Source organism: Delftia sp. 11MD (assembly GCF_050907895.1).
Classification (GTDB): Bacteria; Pseudomonadota; Gammaproteobacteria; order Burkholderiales; family Burkholderiaceae_C; genus Comamonas; species Comamonas tsuruhatensis.
In genome coordinates this window covers 3,873,918-3,895,057 of sequence record NZ_CP194333.1, presented here as the reverse complement: position 1 = coordinate 3,895,057, position 21,140 = coordinate 3,873,918, and the positions used below count along the sequence as shown (strand labels likewise).

General features: G+C 69.8%; 16 protein-coding genes. 8 read left to right on the top strand and 8 right to left on the bottom strand.

From position 1 onward, the window contains the following. Positions 1–74: 74 nt before the first annotated feature. Genes ACRSCF_RS17565 through ACRSCF_RS17555 form a run of 3 tightly spaced genes read left to right on the top strand, consistent with a single transcriptional unit; the run spans position 75 to position 2,568 of the window. Positions 75–1,349 (top strand): flavin-containing monooxygenase, encoded by a 1,275-nt coding sequence (locus ACRSCF_RS17565; protein ID WP_034364377.1) that lies wholly within the window; start codon positions 75–77, stop codon positions 1,347–1,349. A gap of 53 nt (positions 1,350–1,402) precedes the next feature. Beyond that, a complete protein-coding gene (locus ACRSCF_RS17560) occupies positions 1,403–1,837 on the top strand; it encodes a RidA family protein (protein WP_012204875.1) in 435 nt (144 codons plus the stop codon). Between the two features lie 53 nt (positions 1,838–1,890). After that, the gene (locus tag ACRSCF_RS17555; protein ID WP_034364380.1) at positions 1,891–2,568 is read left to right on the top strand and encodes a DUF1028 domain-containing protein; all 678 of its coding nucleotides are present in this window, start codon (positions 1,891–1,893) and stop codon (positions 2,566–2,568) included. A gap of 67 nt (positions 2,569–2,635) precedes the next feature. Here ACRSCF_RS17555 and ACRSCF_RS17550 read toward each other — a convergent pair whose 3' ends face one another. Next, positions 2,636–5,605 (bottom strand): diguanylate cyclase, encoded by a 2,970-nt coding sequence (locus ACRSCF_RS17550; RefSeq protein WP_082254132.1) that lies wholly within the window; start codon positions 5,603–5,605, stop codon positions 2,636–2,638. A gap of 317 nt (positions 5,606–5,922) precedes the next feature. Continuing rightward, complete coding sequence (locus tag ACRSCF_RS17545; protein WP_244386290.1) at positions 5,923–6,885, bottom strand: LysR family transcriptional regulator; 963 nt, start codon at positions 6,883–6,885, stop codon at positions 5,923–5,925. Between the two features lie 116 nt (positions 6,886–7,001). Between ACRSCF_RS17545 and ACRSCF_RS17540 the strand changes: the two genes are divergently transcribed. Both ACRSCF_RS17540 and ACRSCF_RS17535 read left to right on the top strand, forming a co-directional pair. After that, the gene (locus ACRSCF_RS17540; protein WP_244386276.1) at positions 7,002–8,243 is read left to right on the top strand and encodes a serine hydrolase domain-containing protein; all 1,242 of its coding nucleotides are present in this window, start codon (positions 7,002–7,004) and stop codon (positions 8,241–8,243) included. Next, on the top strand, positions 8,240–9,412 hold the full coding sequence (locus tag ACRSCF_RS17535) for an MFS transporter (protein ID WP_244386274.1): 1,173 nt from the start codon (positions 8,240–8,242) through the stop codon (positions 9,410–9,412). Before ACRSCF_RS17540 ends, ACRSCF_RS17535 begins: the two co-directional genes overlap by 4 nt. 32 nt (positions 9,413–9,444) lie before the next feature. Here ACRSCF_RS17535 and ACRSCF_RS17530 read toward each other — a convergent pair whose 3' ends face one another. From ACRSCF_RS17530 to ACRSCF_RS17505, 6 genes are all read right to left on the bottom strand, one after another. Further along, positions 9,445–11,721, bottom strand: a complete 2,277-nt coding sequence (locus tag ACRSCF_RS17530; protein WP_244386272.1) for a putative bifunctional diguanylate cyclase/phosphodiesterase — start codon at positions 11,719–11,721, stop codon at positions 9,445–9,447. Between the two features lie 28 nt (positions 11,722–11,749). Continuing rightward, the gene (locus tag ACRSCF_RS17525; protein ID WP_016448192.1) at positions 11,750–12,508 is read right to left on the bottom strand and encodes a GGDEF domain-containing protein; all 759 of its coding nucleotides are present in this window, start codon (positions 12,506–12,508) and stop codon (positions 11,750–11,752) included. Next, a complete protein-coding gene (locus tag ACRSCF_RS17520) occupies positions 12,508–12,909 on the bottom strand; it encodes a DUF1987 domain-containing protein (protein WP_016448191.1) in 402 nt (133 codons plus the stop codon). The genes ACRSCF_RS17525 and ACRSCF_RS17520 overlap by 1 nt, the downstream gene beginning before the upstream one ends. A gap of 84 nt (positions 12,910–12,993) precedes the next feature. Further along, entirely contained in the window at positions 12,994–13,566 is a 573-nt protein-coding gene (locus tag ACRSCF_RS17515; protein ID WP_016448190.1) for a SiaB family protein kinase, read from the bottom strand. A gap of 9 nt (positions 13,567–13,575) precedes the next feature. After that, positions 13,576–14,808, bottom strand: a complete 1,233-nt coding sequence (locus ACRSCF_RS17510; protein ID WP_016448189.1) for a SpoIIE family protein phosphatase — start codon at positions 14,806–14,808, stop codon at positions 13,576–13,578. A gap of 193 nt (positions 14,809–15,001) precedes the next feature. Then, positions 15,002–15,265 (bottom strand): DUF2789 domain-containing protein, encoded by a 264-nt coding sequence (locus ACRSCF_RS17505; RefSeq protein ID WP_034364437.1) that lies wholly within the window; start codon positions 15,263–15,265, stop codon positions 15,002–15,004. Positions 15,266–15,489: 224 nt separating this feature from the next. Here ACRSCF_RS17505 and ACRSCF_RS17500 point away from each other — a divergent pair, with 224 nt between their 5' ends. The 3 genes from ACRSCF_RS17500 to ACRSCF_RS17490 are packed head-to-tail and all read left to right on the top strand — an operon-like array spanning position 15,490 to position 21,126. Continuing rightward, positions 15,490–16,530: a ligase-associated DNA damage response exonuclease gene (locus tag ACRSCF_RS17500; RefSeq protein ID WP_017404396.1), complete on the top strand. Its 1,041-nt coding sequence runs from the start codon at positions 15,490–15,492 to the stop codon at positions 16,528–16,530. Then, the gene (locus tag ACRSCF_RS17495; RefSeq protein WP_244386270.1) at positions 16,527–18,218 is read left to right on the top strand and encodes an ATP-dependent DNA ligase; all 1,692 of its coding nucleotides are present in this window, start codon (positions 16,527–16,529) and stop codon (positions 18,216–18,218) included. Before ACRSCF_RS17500 ends, ACRSCF_RS17495 begins: the two co-directional genes overlap by 4 nt. A gap of 22 nt (positions 18,219–18,240) precedes the next feature. Continuing rightward, complete coding sequence (locus tag ACRSCF_RS17490; RefSeq protein WP_244386267.1) at positions 18,241–21,126, top strand: ligase-associated DNA damage response DEXH box helicase; 2,886 nt, start codon at positions 18,241–18,243, stop codon at positions 21,124–21,126. Positions 21,127–21,140: the final 14 nt, after the last annotated feature.

Here is a 21,140-nt window from a genome sequence, read left to right as displayed (position 1 = left end):
CGGACCACACCAAGGCAGTCGGCACCGCGCCGATGCGGGACGGCCTGCGCCTTTTTTCCTGAGAGACCCACACCATGACAGCTGAAATCCAAACCATCAACACGCTCGTGGTCGGCGCCGGGCAGGCCGGCATCGCGGCCAGCGAACACCTGAGCCAGCTTGGCGTAGAGCACCTGGTGCTGGAGCGCCAGCGCATCGCCCAGGCCTGGCGCACGGGGCGCTGGGACTCGCTGGTGGCCAACGGGCCGGCCTGGCATGACCGCTTTCCGGGCCTGGAGTTCAAGGGCGACCGCGACGGCTTTCCCGGCAAGGACGAGGTGGCCGACTACTTCGAGGACTATGTCCGCCAGATCAAGGCGCCCGTGCGCACCGGCGTGGAGGTCAGGCGGGTCACGCGCAACCAGGGCCGGCCGGGCTTCACGGTGGAAACGTCCGAGGGCGTGATCGAGGCCCGCAACGTGATCGCGGCCACGGGGCCGTTCCAGGTGCCGGTGATCCCGCCGATAGCGCCAGCTGCGCCCGCCGATGGCCGCCTGCTGCAGATCCATTCCGCGCACTACCACCGCCCCGCGCAGCTGCCCGAAGGCGCCGTGCTGGTGGTGGGCGCAGGCTCCTCGGGCGTGCAGATCGCTGACGAACTGCAGCGCGCGGGCCGCAAGGTGTTCCTGTCGGTGGGCGCCCATGACCGGCCGCCGCGCGCCTACCGCGGCCGTGATTTCTGCTGGTGGCTGGGCGTGCTGGGCGAATGGGATGCGGCCATTGCCAAGCCCGGCCGCGAGCATGTGACCATTGCTGTCAGCGGCGCGCGCGGCGGCCACACCGTGGACTTTCGCGCGCTGGGACACCAGGGCATCACCCTGGTGGGGCTGACCGAGTCCTTCGCCGATGGCAGGGTGCGCTTCAGGGACGACCTGGCCGAGAACATCGCCAACGGCGACGCCAACTACCTGGCCATGCTCGATGCGGCCGACGACTACATCCGCCGCAACGGCCTGGACCTGCCCGAGGAGCCCGAGGCGCGCAGGCGCCTGCCCGATCCGGAGTGCATGACCCATCCGCTGCGCGAACTCGACCTGGCCGCCGCAGGCATCACCTCCATCATCTGGGCCACGGGCTACAGGGTGGACTTCAGCTGGCTGCAGGTGGACAGCTTCGAGCCCGGCGGCAAGCCGCGCCACCACCGCGGCGTGGGCCATGAGCCCGGCATCTACTTCCTGGGCCTGCCCTGGCTGTCGCGCCGTGGCTCGTCCTTCATATGGGGCGTGTGGCATGACGCCAAGTTCGTGGCCGACCACATCGCCAAGCAGCGCCGCTACAGCGACTACGACGCCGCCGCCCGCAGCAGGTAGCAGGTAGCGCGCTCTGAGACACCTTCCCATCCACCCCCTGCAGGAGCCAGACCATGCCCACCCATACCCGCATCCGCATGTTCAACACCAAGGACACCTATCCCAACCAGTCGTTGGACAACGACCTGTGCCAGGCCGTGCGCGCCGGCAACACCGTCTATGTGCGCGGCCAGATCGGCACCGATTTCGAGGGCAACCTGGTCGGCCTGGGCGATCCGCAAAAGCAGGCCGAGCAGGCGATGAAGAACGTCAAGCAGCTGCTGGAGGAAGCGGGCAGCGACCTGTCGCACATCGTCAAGACCACCACCTACATCATCGACCCGCGCTACCGCGAGCCCGTCTACCGGGAAGTGGGCAAGTGGCTCAAGGGCGTGTTTCCCATCTCCACGGGGCTGTGCATCTCGGCCCTGGGGCAGCCGCAGTGGCTGATGGAGATCGACGTGATCGCGGTCATCCCCGATGACTGGCAGCCGCCGGCCAGCGCCTGAGCGTCAACCCCAGCAAGCACCTGGTACAGCCGCATCGGCAGGAGGAAGAAACCATGACTTTTTCGATTGTGGGGCGCTGCGAGCGCACCGGGCAGCTGGGCGTGGCCATCAGCTCGTCCAGCATTGCGGTGGGCGCGCGCTGCCCCTGGGTGCGCGCGGGCGTGGGCGTGGTGTCCACGCAGAACATCACGCTGCCCGCCCTGGGCCCGCGCGTGCTGGACCTGCTGGAGCAGGGCGCCGACCCCCAGGCCGCGCTGCGCCAGGCGCTGGACGACGGCAGCTGGCCCCAGTACCGCCAGGTCACCGTGGTGGACGCGCAGGGCCGCGCCGGCGTCTTCAGCGGCAGCCAGGCCCTGGGCATCTTCACCAGCGCCGTGGGGCGGCAGTGCGTGGCGGCCGGCAACCTGCTGGCCAGCGAACGCACCATCGAGGCCATGGTGCCGGCCTTCGAGCGCAGCGCGGCGCTGCCGCTGGCCGAGCGCCTGCTGGCCGCCATGCAGGCCGCCATGGCCGCGGGCGGCGAGGCCGGGCCCGTGCATTCGGCCGCGCTCAAGGTGGCGGGCGAGCACAGCTGGCCCATGGCGGACCTGCGCGTGGACTGGTCCGAGCACGATCCCATCGGCGCGCTGCAAGGCCTCTGGGCCGCCTACGCGCCGCAGATGCAGGACTACCAGACGCGCGCCATCGATCCCACGGCCGCGCCCAGCTACGGAGTGCCCGGCGATGAGTGAGGCGGCCGGGTAGCTGACACATCGCCTTGCCCGGGCGCACGGGCGTGTCGCGGCACTGGCATCGCGTTCACTTGGCGTCTGAAATCACGGGGGTATCGGGCGTCCAGCATGTGGTGCGGTTGCGGCCATTGCGCTTGGAGAAATACATGGCGGCGTCGGCCCGCTCCAGGCAGCGCTCGACCGATGCCTCGCCCTCGTCCATGAGGCATACGCCCAGGCTCACGGTGAAGCGTATCGGGCTGTCCTGGCCCTGTACGGACACGGCCAGCGCCGCCACGGCCTCACGCAGGTTCTCCGCGCGCCGCAGTGCGGTCGGGGCGTCCACGTCCGTCAGCAAGACGGCGAATTCCTCGCCGCCCAGGCGGCCCAGCATGTCGCCCTGGCGCAGCTGCTTGGACACCGCGATCACCAGATGCCTGAGCACCTCGTCGCCCACGCCATGGCCGAAGCTGTCGTTGACGCGCTTGAAATGGTCGATATCCAGCATGATCAGTGCCGACGGATGGCTCAGTCCCAGGCGCAGGTGCTCCAGCTCCGACTCCATGCGCGTGATGAAGGCCCGCCGGTTGCTGGCACCCGTGAGCGCATCGGTCAATGCCAGGGCTTCGAGCTGCGTTTCGCGCCTCTTGTAGTCGGTCACGTCGTGGAATACCCAGCAGTAGCCAAGCAGCCGCTCCTGCCTGCGAAGCGGCAGCAGCTCCGTTTCTATATGGCGGCCGTTGGACAGGGCAAAGATCGTTCGTTGCGACAGGGCGCCTGCCCCCGGTTGCGGTGCAGGCTGCAAGGCCGTTGCCATGGCCGGGGGCAAATAGGACAGCAAGGTCTGCAGGCTTTTCCCCACAAGGTCCGTGGCGGACAGCGGCAGCTCGAACAGGTCCACCAGCATTGCGTTGCTTGCCCTGATGCACTGCCCCGCATCGTCGGTCACCAGGATGCCCGACGGAAATTTCTCGATGATGGCCTCCAGCCGCTGCTGTACCTGGTGCAATGCGCTTTCCGCCTGATGGCGGGCATCTACGTCGAACAGTGTCCAGATCACATTGCCCTGGGGGTCTTCGGGATCCAGCAGTGCCCCCTGCATGTCGAACCAGCGCATGTGGCCGCCCTTGACCTTCAGTGCCCACTCGGTACGCACCGTGCCCTTCAGGCTCAGGCGCTCGTACAGCGATGCGAAGCTGTCGAAACTGTCGCTGGACGGATGCAGCTGCTGGAATGAGCACTGCGGCTCGAGCGCGCCCGCGGCAAGGCCGAAGCACTCGGCTGCCCGAGCATTGGCGTAGACGATGCTGCGGCGATGGCTGGCGACAAGCACCAAGGCGCTTCCGCGCTCCAGCAGGGCGCTCACCATATGGGTCTGCTCCACCCGTTCCTGGATATCGGTGTGCATTCCCAGCATGCGCATTGCCTTGTTGTCGGCATCGCGCAGGGTGACTTCCCCGCGCGATTCGATCCATCGCCAGGAGCCATCGGCCTGCCTTATGCGCATCTCGACACGGAATGGGTCGCCGTGTTCGAGGTGGCGCCTGAGCCGTTCCTGGACGCGAGGCTGGTCCAGTGGGTGCAGCAGATGCATGAAGCCGGCCACGGTGAACGAACCGAGTGCCTGGTCCGGCATGCCCAGCATCTGGTAGCAGCGGGCATCCCATAGCACCTGGTCGTGTTCGCGGTCCCACTGCCAAAGTCCGTCACGCACGGCACCGATGGTCAGCCGCAGCCGCTCCTCGCTTTCGTGAAGCGCCTTGCGCAGGCTTTCGTCCTGGGTGACATCGAGGATGTAGCCATGCCAGAGCACGGTTGCGTCGTCAGTGCGTTGCGGGCGTGCATGGCCCTGCAGCCAGCGCACGGAGCCATCGGCGGACTGTACGCGGTACTTGCAGGCCCAGTCCCCCTGGCTGCGCATCGCTTCGTCGATGGACCGCCTGAGCGCCGAGATATCTTCCGGATGAACCCGCTGTGCCAGGTCCTGCAAGGCGGTGTCTGCCGTATCCGGATCGATGCAGTGCATGGCATAAAAGCCGGGGTTGGCAAACGACAGAGCGTAGTGGCCGGCAGGGTCCCAGCTGTACTGGAACAGGCCGCCCGGCACTTCCTGCGACAGGAGATGAAAGCGCTCTTCGGACTGGACCCGCTGGTCCTCCTCCCGCCAGCGCTGGAACGCCAGCCAGGCCGTCAGCATCCCGCCCAGAAAAATCAGCAGCGTGCCTATGCCGTTGCGCCACAGGCTCTGCCGTATGGTCTCGTTGAGCGGGCCGAACACGGCCTCGTGGTCCAGCCCCGTGCTCACCAGTATCGGAAAGCCGCTGACGCGGCTCCAGGCATACATGCGCTGTATTCCGTCGGTGCTCGCCAGCACCTCGTAGGTGCCATGCGTGACATCGGGGGCAAACAGCGCCACCCGCTTCGCGGGCAACTGGCGCCCGAGCACCCGGTCCTGGTTCTGCGAGCGCGCAAGATAGGTGCCGTCCTCGCGCAGCAGCAAGATCACGTCGCGCGGGCTGTCGAAGATGGCCTGCAACTGCCGCGACAGGTACTGCGGCGACAGCGACACCACCAGCACGCCCGCAAACGCGCCACGGTGGTGCAGGGCGCGGCTCAGCTGGATACCCCATTGCCCGGAGACCCGTCCCTGTACCGGACGGCCGATGAAGGTTCCCTGCGTCAGGCCCTTCAGATGCGCCTGGAAATGTTCGCGGTCGAAAATGGACACGCCCTGCGCAGGCGGCTCCGAGGCTGCCAGGCTCGAATACACCACCTGGCCCTTCGCATCGGCCACGGCCACCTGGACGATGGTGCCGGGCGGATAGGCCTCCTGGACGCTGGCGACGGCCCGCCCGAACGCCTCGGAGTCACCCGACTCGTAGTCCTGGGCCAGGTCCCGCAGGGAATAGTTCAGGCCCGACAGCATGGTCCCGGCCTGCGCGGAAACCGCCTGGGACATCTGCGAGACGCGCAGCCATGCCTGATCCTGTGTGTAGCGCTGCATGTACTGGTGGCTGGCCAGCAACGCGGCCCAGTACAGCCCCGCTGCGAGCGCCATCAAGCAGACGCCTGCAATGACGGCCAACGATGTTCTTGCGTGCGAGCGCGAGGAAAGGGCGGGACGATGGATAGCGGTGGAACGAGAAGACATGCAACGCAGCGAGACAAGAAAAAAGATCTGCAACGCCAGCTGTCAACCGCAATGGCCCACCGATACAGCGCCCCGCACGCCACAGCGTTCGAGACGCAGGTCCTGCCTGCCGGTGGGCCAGAGCAACCGATATTACTCTGTGAATACGTCGCTCTATAAGCATGCTAACTCAGATAGGGGCCTGCGCGATAGCCAGCAAGTCAGGGCAGCAGCCGGCGCGCAGCCTATCCGCGCGTCCCGGATGTCTGGGGTGTCTTGGGTGCCCCGGTCCTGGCAGCGTCCTGGACCTGCCCGGGCTGCGCCTGTGGAAACACCCGCGCGCACAGGAAGTCCACCAGTGCCCGCAGCTTGGGCGAGGGGTGCCTGCTGGCGGGCCACAGCACGTGGAAGACATTGGTGTGCTCCATCCAGTCCGCCAGCACGGGTTGCAGCCGGCCGTCGGCCAGCGGCTCGCGGATGGAAAAATCCGGCAGGTAGGCGATGCCCAGGCCCTGCAGCGCAAAGCACAGCCGGGTTTCGATGTTGTTGCAGATCATGGAGGTGGGCAGTTGCAGCTCGGGCGCGCCCGCTGCGCGCCGCAGCACCCAGGGCTCCAGCTTGCCGCTGTGGGGGTAGCGGTAGTGCAGGCAGCTGTGTTGCAGCAGATCTTCGGGCACCCGGGGCGTGCCGCGCTGCGCCAGATAGCCGGGCGAGGCCACCAGCAGGTAGCCGAAGGCGCCCAGCCGGCGCGCGGACAGCCGGGAGTCGGCGGGCGCGCCCGTGCGCACCACGGCATCGAAGCCTTCCTCGATCACATCCACCAGCTGGTCCGTGAAGTCCAGGTCCAGCTCGATCTCGGGATAGGCGCGCATGAACTCGCCCAGCACCGGCAGCACCAGCGAGCTGACCAGGGGCAGGCTGACCCGCAGCCGGCCACGCGGCGCGGCGCTGGCCTGCGACAGCTCCAGCTGCGCGGCCTCGATCTCGGCCAGGATGCGCCGGCTGCGCTCCAGGAACAGCGTGCCCTCGGCCGTCAGCGTGATGCTGCGCGTGCTGCGGTGGAACAGGCGCACGCCCAGCCGGTCCTCCAGCCGCGCCACGCTCTTGCCGATGGCCGATGCCGAGACTCCCATCAGCCGGCCTGCCGCCACGAAGCTGCGGGTCTCGGCGACCTGCACGAACACCAGGAAACCGTTGAGGCTGTCCAAGGCCACTCCTTCATTGCGGACAGAAAGCTCCGCATAACCCGGAAATCTACCCCACTTTTTCTTTAATCGAGGGCTTTCTATCGTCAGGACCCTGTTCATTGATCCCGGGAATTCCCATGACGATTGCTCTTTCTGCGGCATCTGCTGCACCCGCTGCGCTGCCTGCAGCCCCGTTGAACTCGCCCCTGACCGACCGCATCCAGGCCGTGGTCCGGCAGGCGCTTGAGGCGCAGCGCCTGGTCGGCGCCGTGGTGCTGGTGGCGCGTGGCGGCGCCCTGGTCCACCGCCAGGCGGCCGGCTGGGCTGATCGCGAGCGCGGCCTGCCCATGGCCGTGGACACGGTGTTCCGCCTGGCCTCGGCGAGCAAGCCCATTGTTTCGGCGGCGGCCCTGGTGCTGGTGGCGCAGGGCCGGCTCGGTCTGGATGAGGGCGTGGACCGCTGGCTGCCGCAGTTCCGGCCCCGGCTGGCCGATGGCCGGCCGGCGCGCATCACCGCGCGGCAGCTTCTCAGCCACACGGCGGGGCTGGGCTACCGCTTCTTCGAGTCCGACGCACAGGGCCCTTATGCGCTGGCCGGTGTATCGGACGGCATGGATGGCTCGGGCATCAGCCTGGCGGAGAACCTGCGCCGCATCGCCAGCGTGCCGCTGCGGTACGAGCCCGGCACGGCCTGGGGCTACTCGCTGGCCACCGATGTGCTGGGCGCCCTCATTGAACAGGTGCACGGCAGGCCGCTGGAGCAGGCCGTGCGCGACCTTGTGGCCGGGCCGCTGGGCATGGCCGATACCGGCTTTGCGGTGACCGATGCACTGGCCGCACGGCGCGTGGCCACGGCCTATGTCAGCGATGTGCCGCAGCCCCATCCGCTGGCCGAGGGCGAGACCGTGTCGCCCTTCGAGGGTGCCATCGGCATCCCGTTCAGCCCGGCCCGCATCTTCAATGCGCGGGCCTTTGCCTCGGGCGGCGCGGGCATGGCCTGCACGGCCGGCGACTTCCTGCGCCTGCTGGAGGCCCTGCGCCAGGGCGGCGGAACGCTCCTGCCCGACGCGCTGGTCGCCGAGATGGCGCGCGACCAGACGGGCGGGCTGGAGCTGCCCGATGCGCCCGGGTTCGGCTTCGGACTGGGCTTTTCCGTGCTGCGCGACCCGGCGCTGGCCGCGTCGCCCGAGTCGGCGGGCACCTGGCGCTGGGGCGGGGCCTACGGGCATTCCTGGTTCGTGGACCGGGCACAGGAACTCAGCGTCGTGGCCTTCACCAACACCTTGTACGAGGGCATGTCGGGGCGCTTCGTCAACGATTTGCGCGACGCGGTCTACGGGGTTTGTGAGGTCCACGGGGCTTCGGGAGAGCCGCAATGAACGGAACAAGCCAGGACCGCCTGCCCGTTGCCTCCCTGCTGGCGCTGGCCATGGCAGCTTTCATCACCATATTGACCGAGGCGCTGCCGGCCGGCCTGCTGCCGCAGATGGCCCAGGGCCTGGCCGTGACCGAGGCCTGGGTGGGCCAGACCGTCACCCTCTACGCCATAGGTTCCCTGGTGGCCGCCATACCGCTGACGGCCGCCACGCAGGGCATGCGCCGCCGCCCCCTGCTGCTGGCGGCGATCGCGGGCTTTGTCGTCGCCAACACGGTCACGGCCTTGTCCACGCACTTTGCGCTGACCCTGGTGGCGCGCTTTCTGGCGGGGGTCTCGGCCGGGCTGCTTTGGGCGCTGCTGGCCGGCTACGCGGCACGCATGGTGCCCGGCCATCTCAAGGGCCGCGCCATCGCCATTGCCATGGTGGGCACGCCGCTGGCGCTGTCGCTGGGCGTGCCGGCCGGCACCGTGCTGGGCCAGTGGGTGGGCTGGCGGCTGTGCTTCGGCCTCATGAGCGTGCTGGCGCTGGCGCTCATGGTCTGGGTGCGCGCCCGCCTGCCCGACTTCGCGGGGCAGGCGGCAGGCCGCCACCTGCCGCTGCGGCGCGTGTTCACCCTGGCGGGCGTGCGCCCCGTGCTGTTCGTGGTGCTGGCCTTCGTGCTGGCGCACAACATTCTCTACACCTACATCGCGCCCTTCCTGGCGGAGGCGGGCATGGCCGCGCGCACGGACCTGGTGCTGCTGGTGTTCGGCGCCACCTCCGTGCTGGGCATCTGGATCACCGGCGTGCTGATCGACCGCCACCTGCGTGCGCTCACGCTGGCCAGCATTGCGCTGTTTGCACTGTCCACGCTGATGCTGGGCATGGCCGCTGATGCGCCGGCCCTGGTGTATGCGGCGGTGGCCGTCTGGGGCCTGGCCTTTGGCGGCGCCGCCACGCTGCTGCAGACCGCCATTGCCCACACGGCGGGCGAGGCCGCCGACGTGGCGCAGTCCATGCTGGTCACGGCCTGGAACATGGCGATTGCCGGCGGCGGCATCGTGGGCGGCCTGCTGCTGGCGCGCATGGGCGTGGGCGCCTTCACGCCCGTGCTGCTGGCGCTGCTGGGCGCATCGCTGGCCGTGGTGTGGGCGGCCAGGCGGCATGGGTTTCCTGCGGTGTGCAGGTAGGTAGGGAGGGAGCAGGGCGCGGCCTGCCCGCCTCAGGGGAACTGAGAGGTGCCAGGCTGCCGCTGAAGCGCTTCATTGCGCTGGCCCAGCCAGCCCAGCAACTGGCCCTTGTCCATCGGCCGGGCAATGTGATAGCCCTGTCCCTCCTGGCAGCCCATGGCGCGCAGTGCCTGCCAGGCGCTGGCGTCCTCTATGCCTTCGGCCAGGACCTGCAGGCCGAGCTTGCGGCCCAGCTGGGCGATCATTTCGGCGATGCGCGCTTCCTGTGATTCGCCAAGCTGGCGCACGAAGCTGCGGTCGATCTTGATGCGGTCCAGCGGCAGGCGCTCCAGGTAGCTCAGCGAGGAGTAGCCGGTGCCGAAGTCGTCGATGGCAATGGTCACGCCCAGGGCGCGCAGGGCGCTGAGCGTGGCCTGCAGCAGCTGGGTGGGCAGGACCGCGACGGATTCGGTGATCTCCAGCTCCAGCTGCGCGCCCTGCAGGCCGTGCTCGGTAAGGGCATGACGCACCGTCTGCAGGAAGCCCGGGTCCTGCAGCTGCACGGTGGAGACGTTGACGGCCATGCGCCGGGGCGCGCGGCCGGCATCCAGCAGTTCGCGCATGGTGCGGCAGGCCGTGGCCAGCACCCATTGGCCCAGCGGCACGATGAGGCCCGAATGCTCGGCCACGGGAATGAAGCGGTCGGGCGGCACGAAGCTGCCGTCCTGCCGTGGCCAGCGCAGCAGGGCCTCCAGGCCGACCATGGCATGGGTTTCCAGGTCCACCTGGGGCTGGTAGACCAGGAAGAGCTGGGCGCCGTCGATGGCGGCGCGCAGGTCGGACAGCAGCAGGGCGCGGTCGCGTGCCTCCATGCCCATGTGCTCGGAATACTCCAGCAGCTGGCCCCGGTGGTCGCGCTTGGCGCGCTTGAGGGCGATGGTGGCGTCCTTGACCAGGTCGGTGCCGGCCTGGCGTTCACGGGGCAGGTGCACGTAGCCGCAGGTCAGCGAGACCTTGTGCGGCACGCCGTCCACGGCCAGCGGCTGGCGCGCGCAGTCCAGCAACTGGCCCAGGGCCACTTCCCTTGTGGGGCCCAGGATGCCGAAGGTGTCCGAGCCCACGCGCGCCAGCAGCACGCCGGCGGGCAGGGCGCCGGCCAGGCGGCGGGCCATGGCTTCGAGCAGGCGGTCGCCGAAGCGGTGGCCCATCACGTCGTTGGTGGCGCTGAAGTCGTCGATGTCCACCAGGGCCAGCACATGGTCCTGCGTGCCGCGCCACACGCATTCGTCCACTTTTTCCACGAAGTGGGCGCGGTTGGGCAGGCAGACCAGGGGGTCGAAGTAGGCGGACTGGTGCAGGCGCTCCAGCAGGCCGCGGTTGTGCAGCAGCGTGCGCAGGTTGGCGCAGAAGACTTCGAGCAGCTGGCGGTCCAGTGCGCTGTGCGAGGCTGGCGCATCGATGAAGACGGCCATGTCCTGCTCGTCGCCCCGGCCTATGTACAGGGCCACGCCGCGCTGCACGCCGTAGATGTTGCGGCGGGTCTGCAGCGCCTGGCGCAGCAGGCGCAGGCCGCGCGAGGCCAGCACGGTGGCGATGGGCTGGTCGATGAGCCGGGCGAATGGCCCCGTGGCCGCGAGCACGCGGTAGGGCTCGGCCGGGTGCGTGCCCTCCGAGCAGACCAGGCCTTCGCTGGCCACGCCCAGCAAGGTGGCCAGCTGGGTGATCACGCCGCGTGCGAAGGCGTGCAGGTTGGTTTCCTCCAGCAGCGAGGCGCTGGAGCGCACCATCAGCTCCAGGCTGCGGCGGTTGGCCTCGATGGCGCACAGCTGCTCGTAGGAGCGCACGGCGGTCACCACGATGGCCAGCAGCCGGTCGGGCGTGAGTTCGGTCTTGGTGCGGCAGTCGTTGATGTCGTAGCGCAGCAGGGTTTCCAGATCGGGCGCCTGGCCCGGGCGGCCGGTGCGCAGCACGATACGGCTGTTGCGCAGGCCGGCCGTGTAGCGGATGAAGTCCACCAGGTCCAGCCCGGCGCCCGTGCCGTCGGTCACGGCGTCGAGCACCACCACGGCCAGGTCCTGCTCGCTGCGCAGCAGGTTGCGTGCCTGCGTGCCGGAGCGGGCGTAGAGGAACACCAGCGGCCGGCCGAACAGGCTGTGGCCTTCCAGCGCCAGGCGGAAGGCGGCGTGCACGTCGGGGTCGCTGTCCACGATCAGCACCCGCCATTCAGGCCCGGGCACGGGCGATGGCGGGGGCGGCTGCAGAGCCGGCTGCAGGAGGGCGGAAGCAGGGGCGGGCGCCCTGGGCGCCCGTGCGCGCATCACGAAACTCATGCCTCAGCCCTGTCCGTGTCCGCGCCGCTCAGGCCGTGGCATGGTCTGCCGCGCGCACGACCTGGTTGCGCCCGCTGCGCTTGGCGGCGTACAGCGCCTCGTCGGCCAGGCTGTAGGCCTCGTCGAAGCGGCCGCCGCTCGGGCGCCAGCTCACGCCGAAGCTGGCCGTGATGCAGCTGGCGTCGGGCAGGCCGAAGGGATGGGCCTCGATGGCGGCGCGCACCTGCTCGGCCACGCGCACGGCGCCGTCGCTGTCGTGCTGGGGCAGCAGCACGGTGAATTCCTCGCCGCCCACGCGGCCGATGTGGGCCGTGTCCGGCACGGCGGCCTTGAGGCAGCGCACCACGCCCAGGATCACGCTGTCGCCCACGGGGTGGCCGAAGCTGTCGTTCACGCGCTTGAAGTGGTCTATGTCCAGCACGATCAGGGCCAGGCCCTGCTGGGTGAAGTGGCGGTTCACGCGCTCGATGATGGCCGCGCGGTTGAGCACGCCGGTCAGCGGGTCGTGCGTGGCGCGGTATTCCAGCTCGCCGGCCAGCTCCTGCAGGCGCTGGTTGAGCTGGGTCATCTCCAGCTCGGCGCGGTCGCTGCGGCGCACCAGCCGGCGCGTTTCGCGCAGCAGGCGGTCATAGGCGGCCAGCAGCGCGCCCAGGGCCTGGTGGCAGGCCCGGGCGCCGGCCTCCTCGCCCAGCTCGTGGGCCGCGCGGGCCGCCAGCAGGGCCCGGTGCTCGGCATCGAAAAGATCTGCAGGAGCGGCGCAGGCGGCGGGTGCTGCCACGGTGTCCATCACGCGGCCTTCACGGGATGGCCGGTGAAGGCAATGGCGGCAAAGTCGTCGCGCAGCTCCTCGCCGAATTCGCAGATGGTGTCGTCTTCCTCGTCGTAGTACCAGTGCAGGGCCACGGTGCGGCCGGCCTCGGCGGCCTCGCTCAGCGCCTCGATGAGGTTGAACAGCATCTTGGTGCTGGAGCTGTTGAAATAGGCCAGCGCGATGTGCACCTGGATCGGTGCCTGCTGCTGCGCGGGCTGCGCCAGGGCCAGGTAGTCCTGCAGGCGGGTGAGGATGCCGCCATAGAAGGCGGCGGCGTTCTCCGGATAGGACTCGCCACGCAGGTGCAGCGTGTGCGTGTCGAACCGGAAGTCCACTTCCGGGGAGCTGGGGGTCGGAGCGATGTAGAGGTTGTCCATGCGTGATCTCGGTGCGTTGTCCGTGCCTGCGCGCCCGGCCTGTCCAGGTCCGGTGCCGGAGCGTTCCTGGCTGGCCGGTGCGGCTCAGAGCGTGGCTTTCAGGTAGAAGACGGGACGACCGTCCACGGTCTGGGCGGGATCGAAGTCGAACTGCAGCGGCTCGCGCGCATCGCGGGCCAGGGTCAGGAAACCCATGCCCGCGCCCTTGCTGCCTTCGGGCGCGTCGTCGCGCAGCGACTGGCGGCAGGCCTTCTTGATCTCGTCCAGGGTCATGCTGCGCAGGGCGTCGAGCTTGGCGCGCAGCGCCTCGCCCATGCCGGGCTCGATGGGGTTGGCGCACAGCAGCACGAAGCTGCCGTCGTCCTCGCGGCGGATGCAGACCGCGCCGTGGCGCAGCTCGCCATCGTCCTGGTGGGGCGGGGTCAGTGCATCGGCCGAGTAATGGATGATGTTCTGCGCCATCTCCACGAAGGACGAGAACAGCTTGCGCCGCGTGGGGCCGGGCACGCCGGCCACTTCCAGCTGCAGCCGCACGGCCTCGGCCATGGCCGCGACGATGTTCTGCGAGAAGTAGCCCACGTAGTAGAAGATCACCTGGTGCTGGCGCGCCAGGTGGAAGAAGCTGCCGTACTTGTCGGCGATCTGTGCTTGGGGCATGGGATGCATTCAGGTTCTGAAGCAGAAGAAGGTCAGGTCGTCACGGCGGTGGTGCTCGCCTTGCCAGGCCTGCAGGGCGTCCAGCAGGGCGCGGTTGATCTCGGCGGGCGTGCGGCCGGCCTGCTCCAGCAGCAGCTCGCGCAGGCGCTTCTTGCCGAAGGTGATGCCGCGCGGGCCGCCGACCTGGTCGATCAGGCCGTCGGTGGTGGTGAAGACCAGGGTGCCTGCGGGCAGCTCCAGGTCGATGTTGTTCCAGGCGAAGTCGAATTCGCTGTCCACATAGCCCACGCCCTTGCGCTGGCCGTCCACCACCTCCACCGCCTCGGCGCCGGGGCGCAGCAGGAACAGCGACAGGCGCGCGCCTGCAAAGCGCAGGCGCCGGTGCGCGGGCTCGAACCAGAAGCAGGCCGCGTCCAGCCCGTCGTCCGAGCCCGGCGTGCCGTCCTTGCCGTCGAGCTGGCCCAGCATCTGCTTGACGCTGCGGTTCACATGGCCCAGCAGCGCGGCCGGGTCGCGCGGGCCGTGTTCCTTGATGGCCTGGCCCAGGCTGCTGGTGGCGATCAGCGTCATGAAGGCGCCGGGCACGCCGTGGCCCGTGCAATCGGCCACGGTGGCAAACCAGCCATCGCCGTCCTGGCTGAACTGGTAGAAGTCGCCGCCGACCACGTCGCGCGGCTCCCAGACCAGGTCGGCGCCGGGGCAGGCGCGTGCCAGGGCCTCGCGCGAGCTGCGCAGCAGCGACTGCTGGATCACGCTGGCGTATTCGATGCTGTGCATGATCTGGCGGTTGCGCGCCACCTGCATGTCCGCCACCGCACGCATCAGCTGCAGGCCGTGGCCCACGCCCGCGAACAGGCCGCCGCGCGTGATGATGAAGCCGTCGGTCAGCGCCTTTTCACCGTACTCCACGGTCTTCACGGTCAGGGTGTCGATGTCGGTGGAGGCATCGACCACCAGCGGCTCCTTGTCCATGAAGGCGATGCAGCTCTTCTTGCCGTACAGCTCCATGCGAAACGGTTTGCTGAACTGCGACAGGAAGATGCTGCGGTTGATCAGGCCGATGGGGCGGTCGCCCTCCACCACGGGCAGGCTGGCCAGATCGCGGTGGCGCGTGAAGACCTCGAGCACCTTCTCGTTGGTCTCGTCGGCGGTCATGCAGGGGACGGGGGTGCACAGGTCCGCGGCGCTGGGTGGGCGGAAACGGGGCCGGGAATCGCTCAGGTAGGCGCGGGACTCATCCATGGAATGCACATCGCAAAATTGTTAGGGAATGTTACGATTTCCCTGTTTCAGTTTTGTGACGCGGATGGGCCTGAGGGGCAGGCACCTCTTTGGAGGACTGTGAGCCGACAGCCTTCGTCCTGGCGCGGCATGGCCGTTCGCGGCCTGGGGCTGCCGTCCATGCAGGCCATCGGGGTGGACAGGCTGCCTCGCTTCAGCTCAGGCCTTCGGCGCGCCGCCTGACCGCGTCCTCGTGCAGCGACTCGCTGAGCTGGTCGACCACGATGGCCCAAGAGGCATCGGCCTTGAGCTGCTCGGCCAGGAACTGGCGCTGCGCATCGCTCCAGTAGGGCGCATCCACCACATCCACATCGGCGGCCAGCTGGTGGGCGCGGATGAAATCGGCAATGGCCTGGTCGCTGGCATCCAGGCCCAGTTGCAGGAAGAGATTGGACATGCGGACGACGGAGTTGTTCATGGCGGCGTGTTCGGTGCGTGTGGGATCAAAGGGAGCCGGCGGGCCGGCTGCAGGAAGGGGCCAGGGCGCTATCTTCCCCGATTTGCAGGGCGCCGCAGGCCAGTTGCGGCAGCATGGCAGCGCGGGTAGGTGCAGGCTGACAGCCTGCCGCGCTCCGGGCCAGCGCGCGCCCGTCGACTGCCCCACTAGCATGGGGACATGAGCACTGCTTTCCCCGATCCCGCATGCCCGCCGACCTGATCGTGGCCCGTCCCGAAGGCCTGTACTGCGCGGCCGGCGATTTCTACATCGACCCCTGGCGGCCCGTGGAGCGGGCCGTGATCACGCATGGCCACTCCGACCATGCGCGCGCCGGCCACGCCCATTACCTGGCCCATGACGACAGCGCAGGCGTGCTGCGCGCACGGCTGGGCGCGGACATCACGCTGCAGACCCTGCCGTATGGCGAAGCCATCGATCACCACGGCGTGCGCATCTCCCTGCACCCGGCCGGCCATGTGCTCGGATCGGCCCAGGTGCGGCTGGAGCATGGCGGCCAGGTCTGGGTGGCCTCGGGCGACTACAAGACCGAGGCCGACGGCACCTGCACCCCCTTCGAGCCCGTGCGCTGCGACACCTTCATCACCGAATCCACCTTCGGCCTGCCCATCTACCGCTGGCCCCGCCAGCCCGAGCTCATGGCCGACATCAACGCCTGGTGGCAGGCCAATGCGGCCCAGGGCAGGCCCTCGGTGCTGCTGTGCTATGCCTTCGGCAAGGCCCAGCGCATCCTGCATGGGGTGGACAGCGGCATCGGCCCCATCGTCGTGCACGGCGCGGTGGAGCCGCTCAATGCCGTGTACCGCGCAGCGGGCGTGGACCTGCCGCCCACGCTGCGCGTCACCGACCCCGGCGTGGATGCACAACGGCTCAAGACCGCACTGGTGCTGGCGCCGCCTTCGGCGCAGGGCACGCCGTGGATGCGCCGCTTTCCCGGCCATGCCGATGCCTTTGCCAGCGGCTGGATGCAGCTGCGCGGCACGCGCCGGCGCCGTGGCGTGGACCGGGGCTTCGTCATGTCCGACCATGCCGACTGGCCTGGCCTGCAGTACGCCATTGGCGCCACGGGCGCCGAGCGGGTCTTCGTCACCCACGGCAGCGTGGCCGTGCTGGTGCGCTGGCTGCGCGAGCAGGGCCTGGACGCCCAGGCCTTCCAGACCGAATACGGCGATGAGGACGAGGCTGCCGCCGCCCAGGCTGCACCGGACGAGGCGCCCGCCCCATGAAGGACTTCGCCGCCCTCTACCGCGCGCTGGACGCCAGCACCGCCAGCCGTGACAAGCAGGCCGCGCTGCAGGCCTATCTGCGCGCCGCCGCGCCTGCCGATGCGGCCTGGGCCGTCTATTTTCTGGCCGGCGGCAAGCCGCGCCAGCTGGTGCCTACCAAGGTCTTGAAGGAGCTGGCGCGCGAGGCGGCCGGCCTGCCCGAATGGCTGTTCGACGAAAGCTACGAGGCCGTGGGCGACCTGGCCGAGACCATTGCGCTGCTGCTGCCGCCACCCGGTGACGCGCACGACCTGGGCCTGGCCGCCTGGGTCACGGACCACCTGCTGCCGCTGCGCGGCATGGCGCCCGAGGCGCTGGCGGACACGCTGCGCATGCAATGGGCGCGGCTGGCGGCCGATGAGCGGCTGGTCTACTTCAAGCTGATCACCGGCGCCTTCCGGGTCGGCGTGTCGCGGCTGCAGGTCACGCAGGCGCTGGCGGCCGTCAGCGGGGTGGATGCCAAGCGCATCGCCCAGCGGCTCATGGGCTACACCCACATCGGCGCGCGGCCCGGGGCGGCCGACTACCTGCGGCTGGTGGCAGGCGAGGAAGAGGGCGATGACGCGCATTCGGGCGAAGCCCGTGGCCACCCCTATCCCTTCTTCCTGGCCCATCCGCTGCAGTTGCCGCTGGAGCAGTTCGACGCCGTGCTCGGCCCGCCGTCCCAATGGGTGGTGGAGTGGAAATGGGACGGCATACGCGCCCAGATCGTGCGGCGCGGCAGCGGTGACGCGCTGGGCACCTGGATCTGGTCGCGCGGCGAGGAACTGGTGAGCGAGCGCTTCCCCGAGCTGCAGGCCATGGGCGATGCCTTGCCTGCGGGCACCGTGATCGACGGCGAGATCGTCGTCTGGGCTGCCCAGCAGGGCGAGGCGCCCGCCCATGTGCGCCCCTTTGCCGACCTGCAAAAGCGCATAGGCCGCAACACCCTGGGCCCCAAGCTGCTGCGCGAGCTGCCCGTGGTGCTGCTGGCCTATGACTTGCTGGAGGAGGGCGGCCAGGATCTGCGCGCGCTGCCCCAGCATGAACGGCGCGCAAGGCTGGAGCAGCTGGTGGCCGCCGTGGCGCATCCGGCACTGCTGGCCAGCCCCGTGCTGCAAGGCGACAGTTGGGCCGCCCTGGCCGAACTTCGCGAACAGGCCCGCTCCCTGGGTGTGGAGGGCATGATGCTCAAGGCCCGCGACGCCGCCTACGGCGTGGGCCGCACCAAGGACAGCGGCGTGTGGTGGAAGTGGAAGATCGATCCGCTGAGCGTGGACGCCGTGCTCATCTATGCACAGCGCGGCCACGGCCGTCGCGCCAGCCTCTACAGCGACTACACCTTTGCCGTCTGGAACGCGCCGCCCGGCACCGAGGGCCGCGCACTCGTGCCCTTCGCCAAGGCCTACTCGGGCCTGACCGATGCCGAAATGGCGCGCGTGGACGCCATCATCCGCAAGACCACGGTGGAGAGCTTCGGCCCCGTGCGCAGCGTGCGGCCCACCCTGGTGTTCGAGCTGGGCTTCGAGGGCATTGCGCGCAGCGCGCGCCACAAGAGCGGCATCGCCGTGCGCTTTCCGCGCATGCTGCGCTGGCGCGAGGACAAGCCTGTGCAGGAGGCCGACTCCATCGATACGCTGGCGGCCCTGCTGCCGCACTCCGACCCGTGACCCACCCTTGACGCACCGCGCCATGGCCACCCGTTCCCCCCACCCCCTCGCCACCGCCTGGCTTGCCGCACGGGGCTGGAAGCCCTTTGCCTTCCAGCGCGCCGTGTGGAAGGCGCTGGCCCAGGGCCACAGCGGCCTGCTGCATGCCACCACGGGCGCGGGCAAGACCTATGCGGTCTGGCTGGGCGCGCTGCAGGCCTTTGCGGGCCCGCCGCAAACCTCGATGCCGGCGCACACCGGAAAACGAAAACCGGCCTCCGCACCGCTCACCGTGCTGTGGATCACGCCCATGCGCGCCCTGGCGGCCGACACGCTCAAGGCGCTGCAGACGCCCCTGCAGGCGCTGGCCCAGGGCCATCCCGCGCTGGCGCGCTGGACCGTGGGCGCACGCACGGGCGATACGGGAAGCGCCGAGCGCAGCGCGCAGTCGCGCCAGCTGCCCACCGTGCTGGTCACCACGCCCGAGAGCCTGTCCCTGCTGCTGGCGCGCGCCGATGCGCGCGAGCTGCTGGGCTCCGTGCGCCTGGTGGTGGCCGATGAATGGCATGAGCTGCTGGGCAACAAGCGCGGCGTGCAACTGCAGCTGGCCCTGGCGCGGCTGCGCGGCTGGAGCCCGCAGCTGTGCGTCTGGGGCATGTCGGCCACGCTGGGCAATCTGGACGAGGCCATGCAGACCCTGCTGGGCCTGGACGAGCATGGCCAGCCGCGGCCCGGCGTACTGGTCCAGGGCCAGGTGGACAAGCGCCTGGTGGTGGACACCCTGCTGCCCGACCGGCCCGAGCGCTTTTCCTGGGCCGGCCACCTGGGCCTGGCCATGCTGCCGGCCGTGGTGCGCGAACTGGAGGCCACGGCCGGCTCCACCCTGGTCTTTGTGAATGTGCGCTCGCAGGCCGAGCTTTGGTACAAGGCGCTGCTGGAGGCCCGGCCCGACTGGGCCGGCCTGCTGGCCATCCACCATGGCTCTCTGGACCGGGGTGTGCGCGAATGGGTGGAGGCCGGGCTCAAGGCCGGCACGCTCAAGGCCGTGGTCTGCACCAGCAGCCTGGACCTGGGCGTGGACTTCCTGCCCGTGGAGCGCGTGCTGCAGATCGGCTCGGCCAAGGGCATCGCGCGGCTGCTGCAGCGCGCGGGCCGCTCGGGCCATGCGCCGGGCCGGCCCTCGCGCATCACCCTGGTGCCCACGCACAGCCTGGAGCTGGTGGAAGCGGCCGCCGCCCGCGCTGCCGTGCGCGCGCAGCAGGTGGAAATGCGCGCCAGCCCCCGCCAGCCCGCCGACGTGCTGGTGCAGCACCTGGCCACCGTGGCCCTGGGCGGCGGCTTCGTGCCCGATCAGCTGTATGCCGAAGTGCGCCGCACCATCGCCTATGCCGGGCTGGCGCCTGCGGTCTGGCAGTGGTGCCTGGACTTCGTGCACCGCGGCGGCCCCTCGCTGGCCGCCTATCCCGACTACCAGCGCGTGCGGCCCGATGAACAGGGCATCTGGCGCATGCCCGATGCGCGGCTGGCGCGCAGGCACCGCGCCAACATCGGCACCATCGTCAGCGATGCCAGCATGAGCGTGCAGATCCTGCATGGCGCGCGGCTGGGCAGCATGGAAGAGAGCTTTCTGTCGCGCCTGTCGCCCGGCGATGCCTTTGTCTTCGCGGGCCAGGTGCTGGAGCTGGTGCGCATCGAGGACATGACCGCCTACGTGCGCCGCGCCGCGAGAACGCGGCCCACCGTGCCGCGCTGGGCCGGCGCGCGCATGCCGCTGTCCACCGTGCTGGCCGACTTCGTGGTGCAGCAATTGGCGCTGGCGGCGGCGGGCGACTACCACTCGCCCGAGCTGCGCTGCGTGCGCCCCCTGCTGGAAGTGCAGCAGCGCTGGTCGGCCCTGCCCACGCCCGCCACGCTGCTGGCCGAAACCCTGCGCACACGCGAAGGCTGGCACCTGTTTCTCTATCCGTTTGCAGGCCGCCATGCCCATATGGGCCTGGCCAGCCTGCTGGCCTGGCGCGCCGCCCAGGGCGAGACGGGCACCTTCTCCATCGCCGTCAACGACTACGGGCTGGAGCTGCTGAGCGCCACCGAGCGCGACTGGGCCGCCATGCTGCCCGAACTGCTGCGCGCCGAGCCGGTGCAGGCCGTGGCAGTGCCCGGACGTGTCTCTGCCACGGAGGCGGGCGCCACGCGCAACACCGCCAATGCGGACCGCCACTGGGACCAGGCCGCCGACGATGCCCACCTGGCGGGTGAGGACGCCCATCACGCCCGCCATGCCCTGCTGCACGAAGTGCTGGCCAGCCTCAACGCCACCGAGATGGCGCGGCGGCGCTTCCGCGAGATCGCCCGCGTCTCGGGCCTGATCTTCCAGAGCCACCCGGGCGAGCGCCGCAGTGCGCGCCAGCTGCAGGCCTCGTCACAGCTGTTCTTCGAGGTGTTTCGCAAGTACGACGACAGCAACCTGCTGCTGCGCCAGGCCGACGAGGAAGTGCTGAGCCAGGAACTCGATGTCGCCCAGCTGCTGGCCGCGTTGCGCCGCATGCAGGCGCAGACGCTGGTGGTGAGCGCGCTGCGCCGTCCCAGCCCGTTTGCCTTCCCGCTCATGGTGGAGCGCTTTCGCGAAAAGCTCACCAACGAGCACCTGGCCGACCGCATCGCGCGCATGCTGGCCCAGCTGCACGAGGCGGCAGACGCCGGCGGTGCAGCCAGCGAGCCGCGCACGCAGGACCTGGTCCCGCCCGATCCGCCGCTGCGTCCACGGAAAAAACCCAAGGCAGACCAGCCCCCCGCCGTGGACGAGGACACGGCCGCCGTGCGCCGCACGCTGGATTTCTCGCTGCAGGCCACCGATGGCCCCGAGGCCGATGCCGCCAGCCGCCGCCCGCGCCGCGTGCGCAAGCCCTCGCGGCCCTTGCCGCTGCTGTAGAACCATTGCACCGC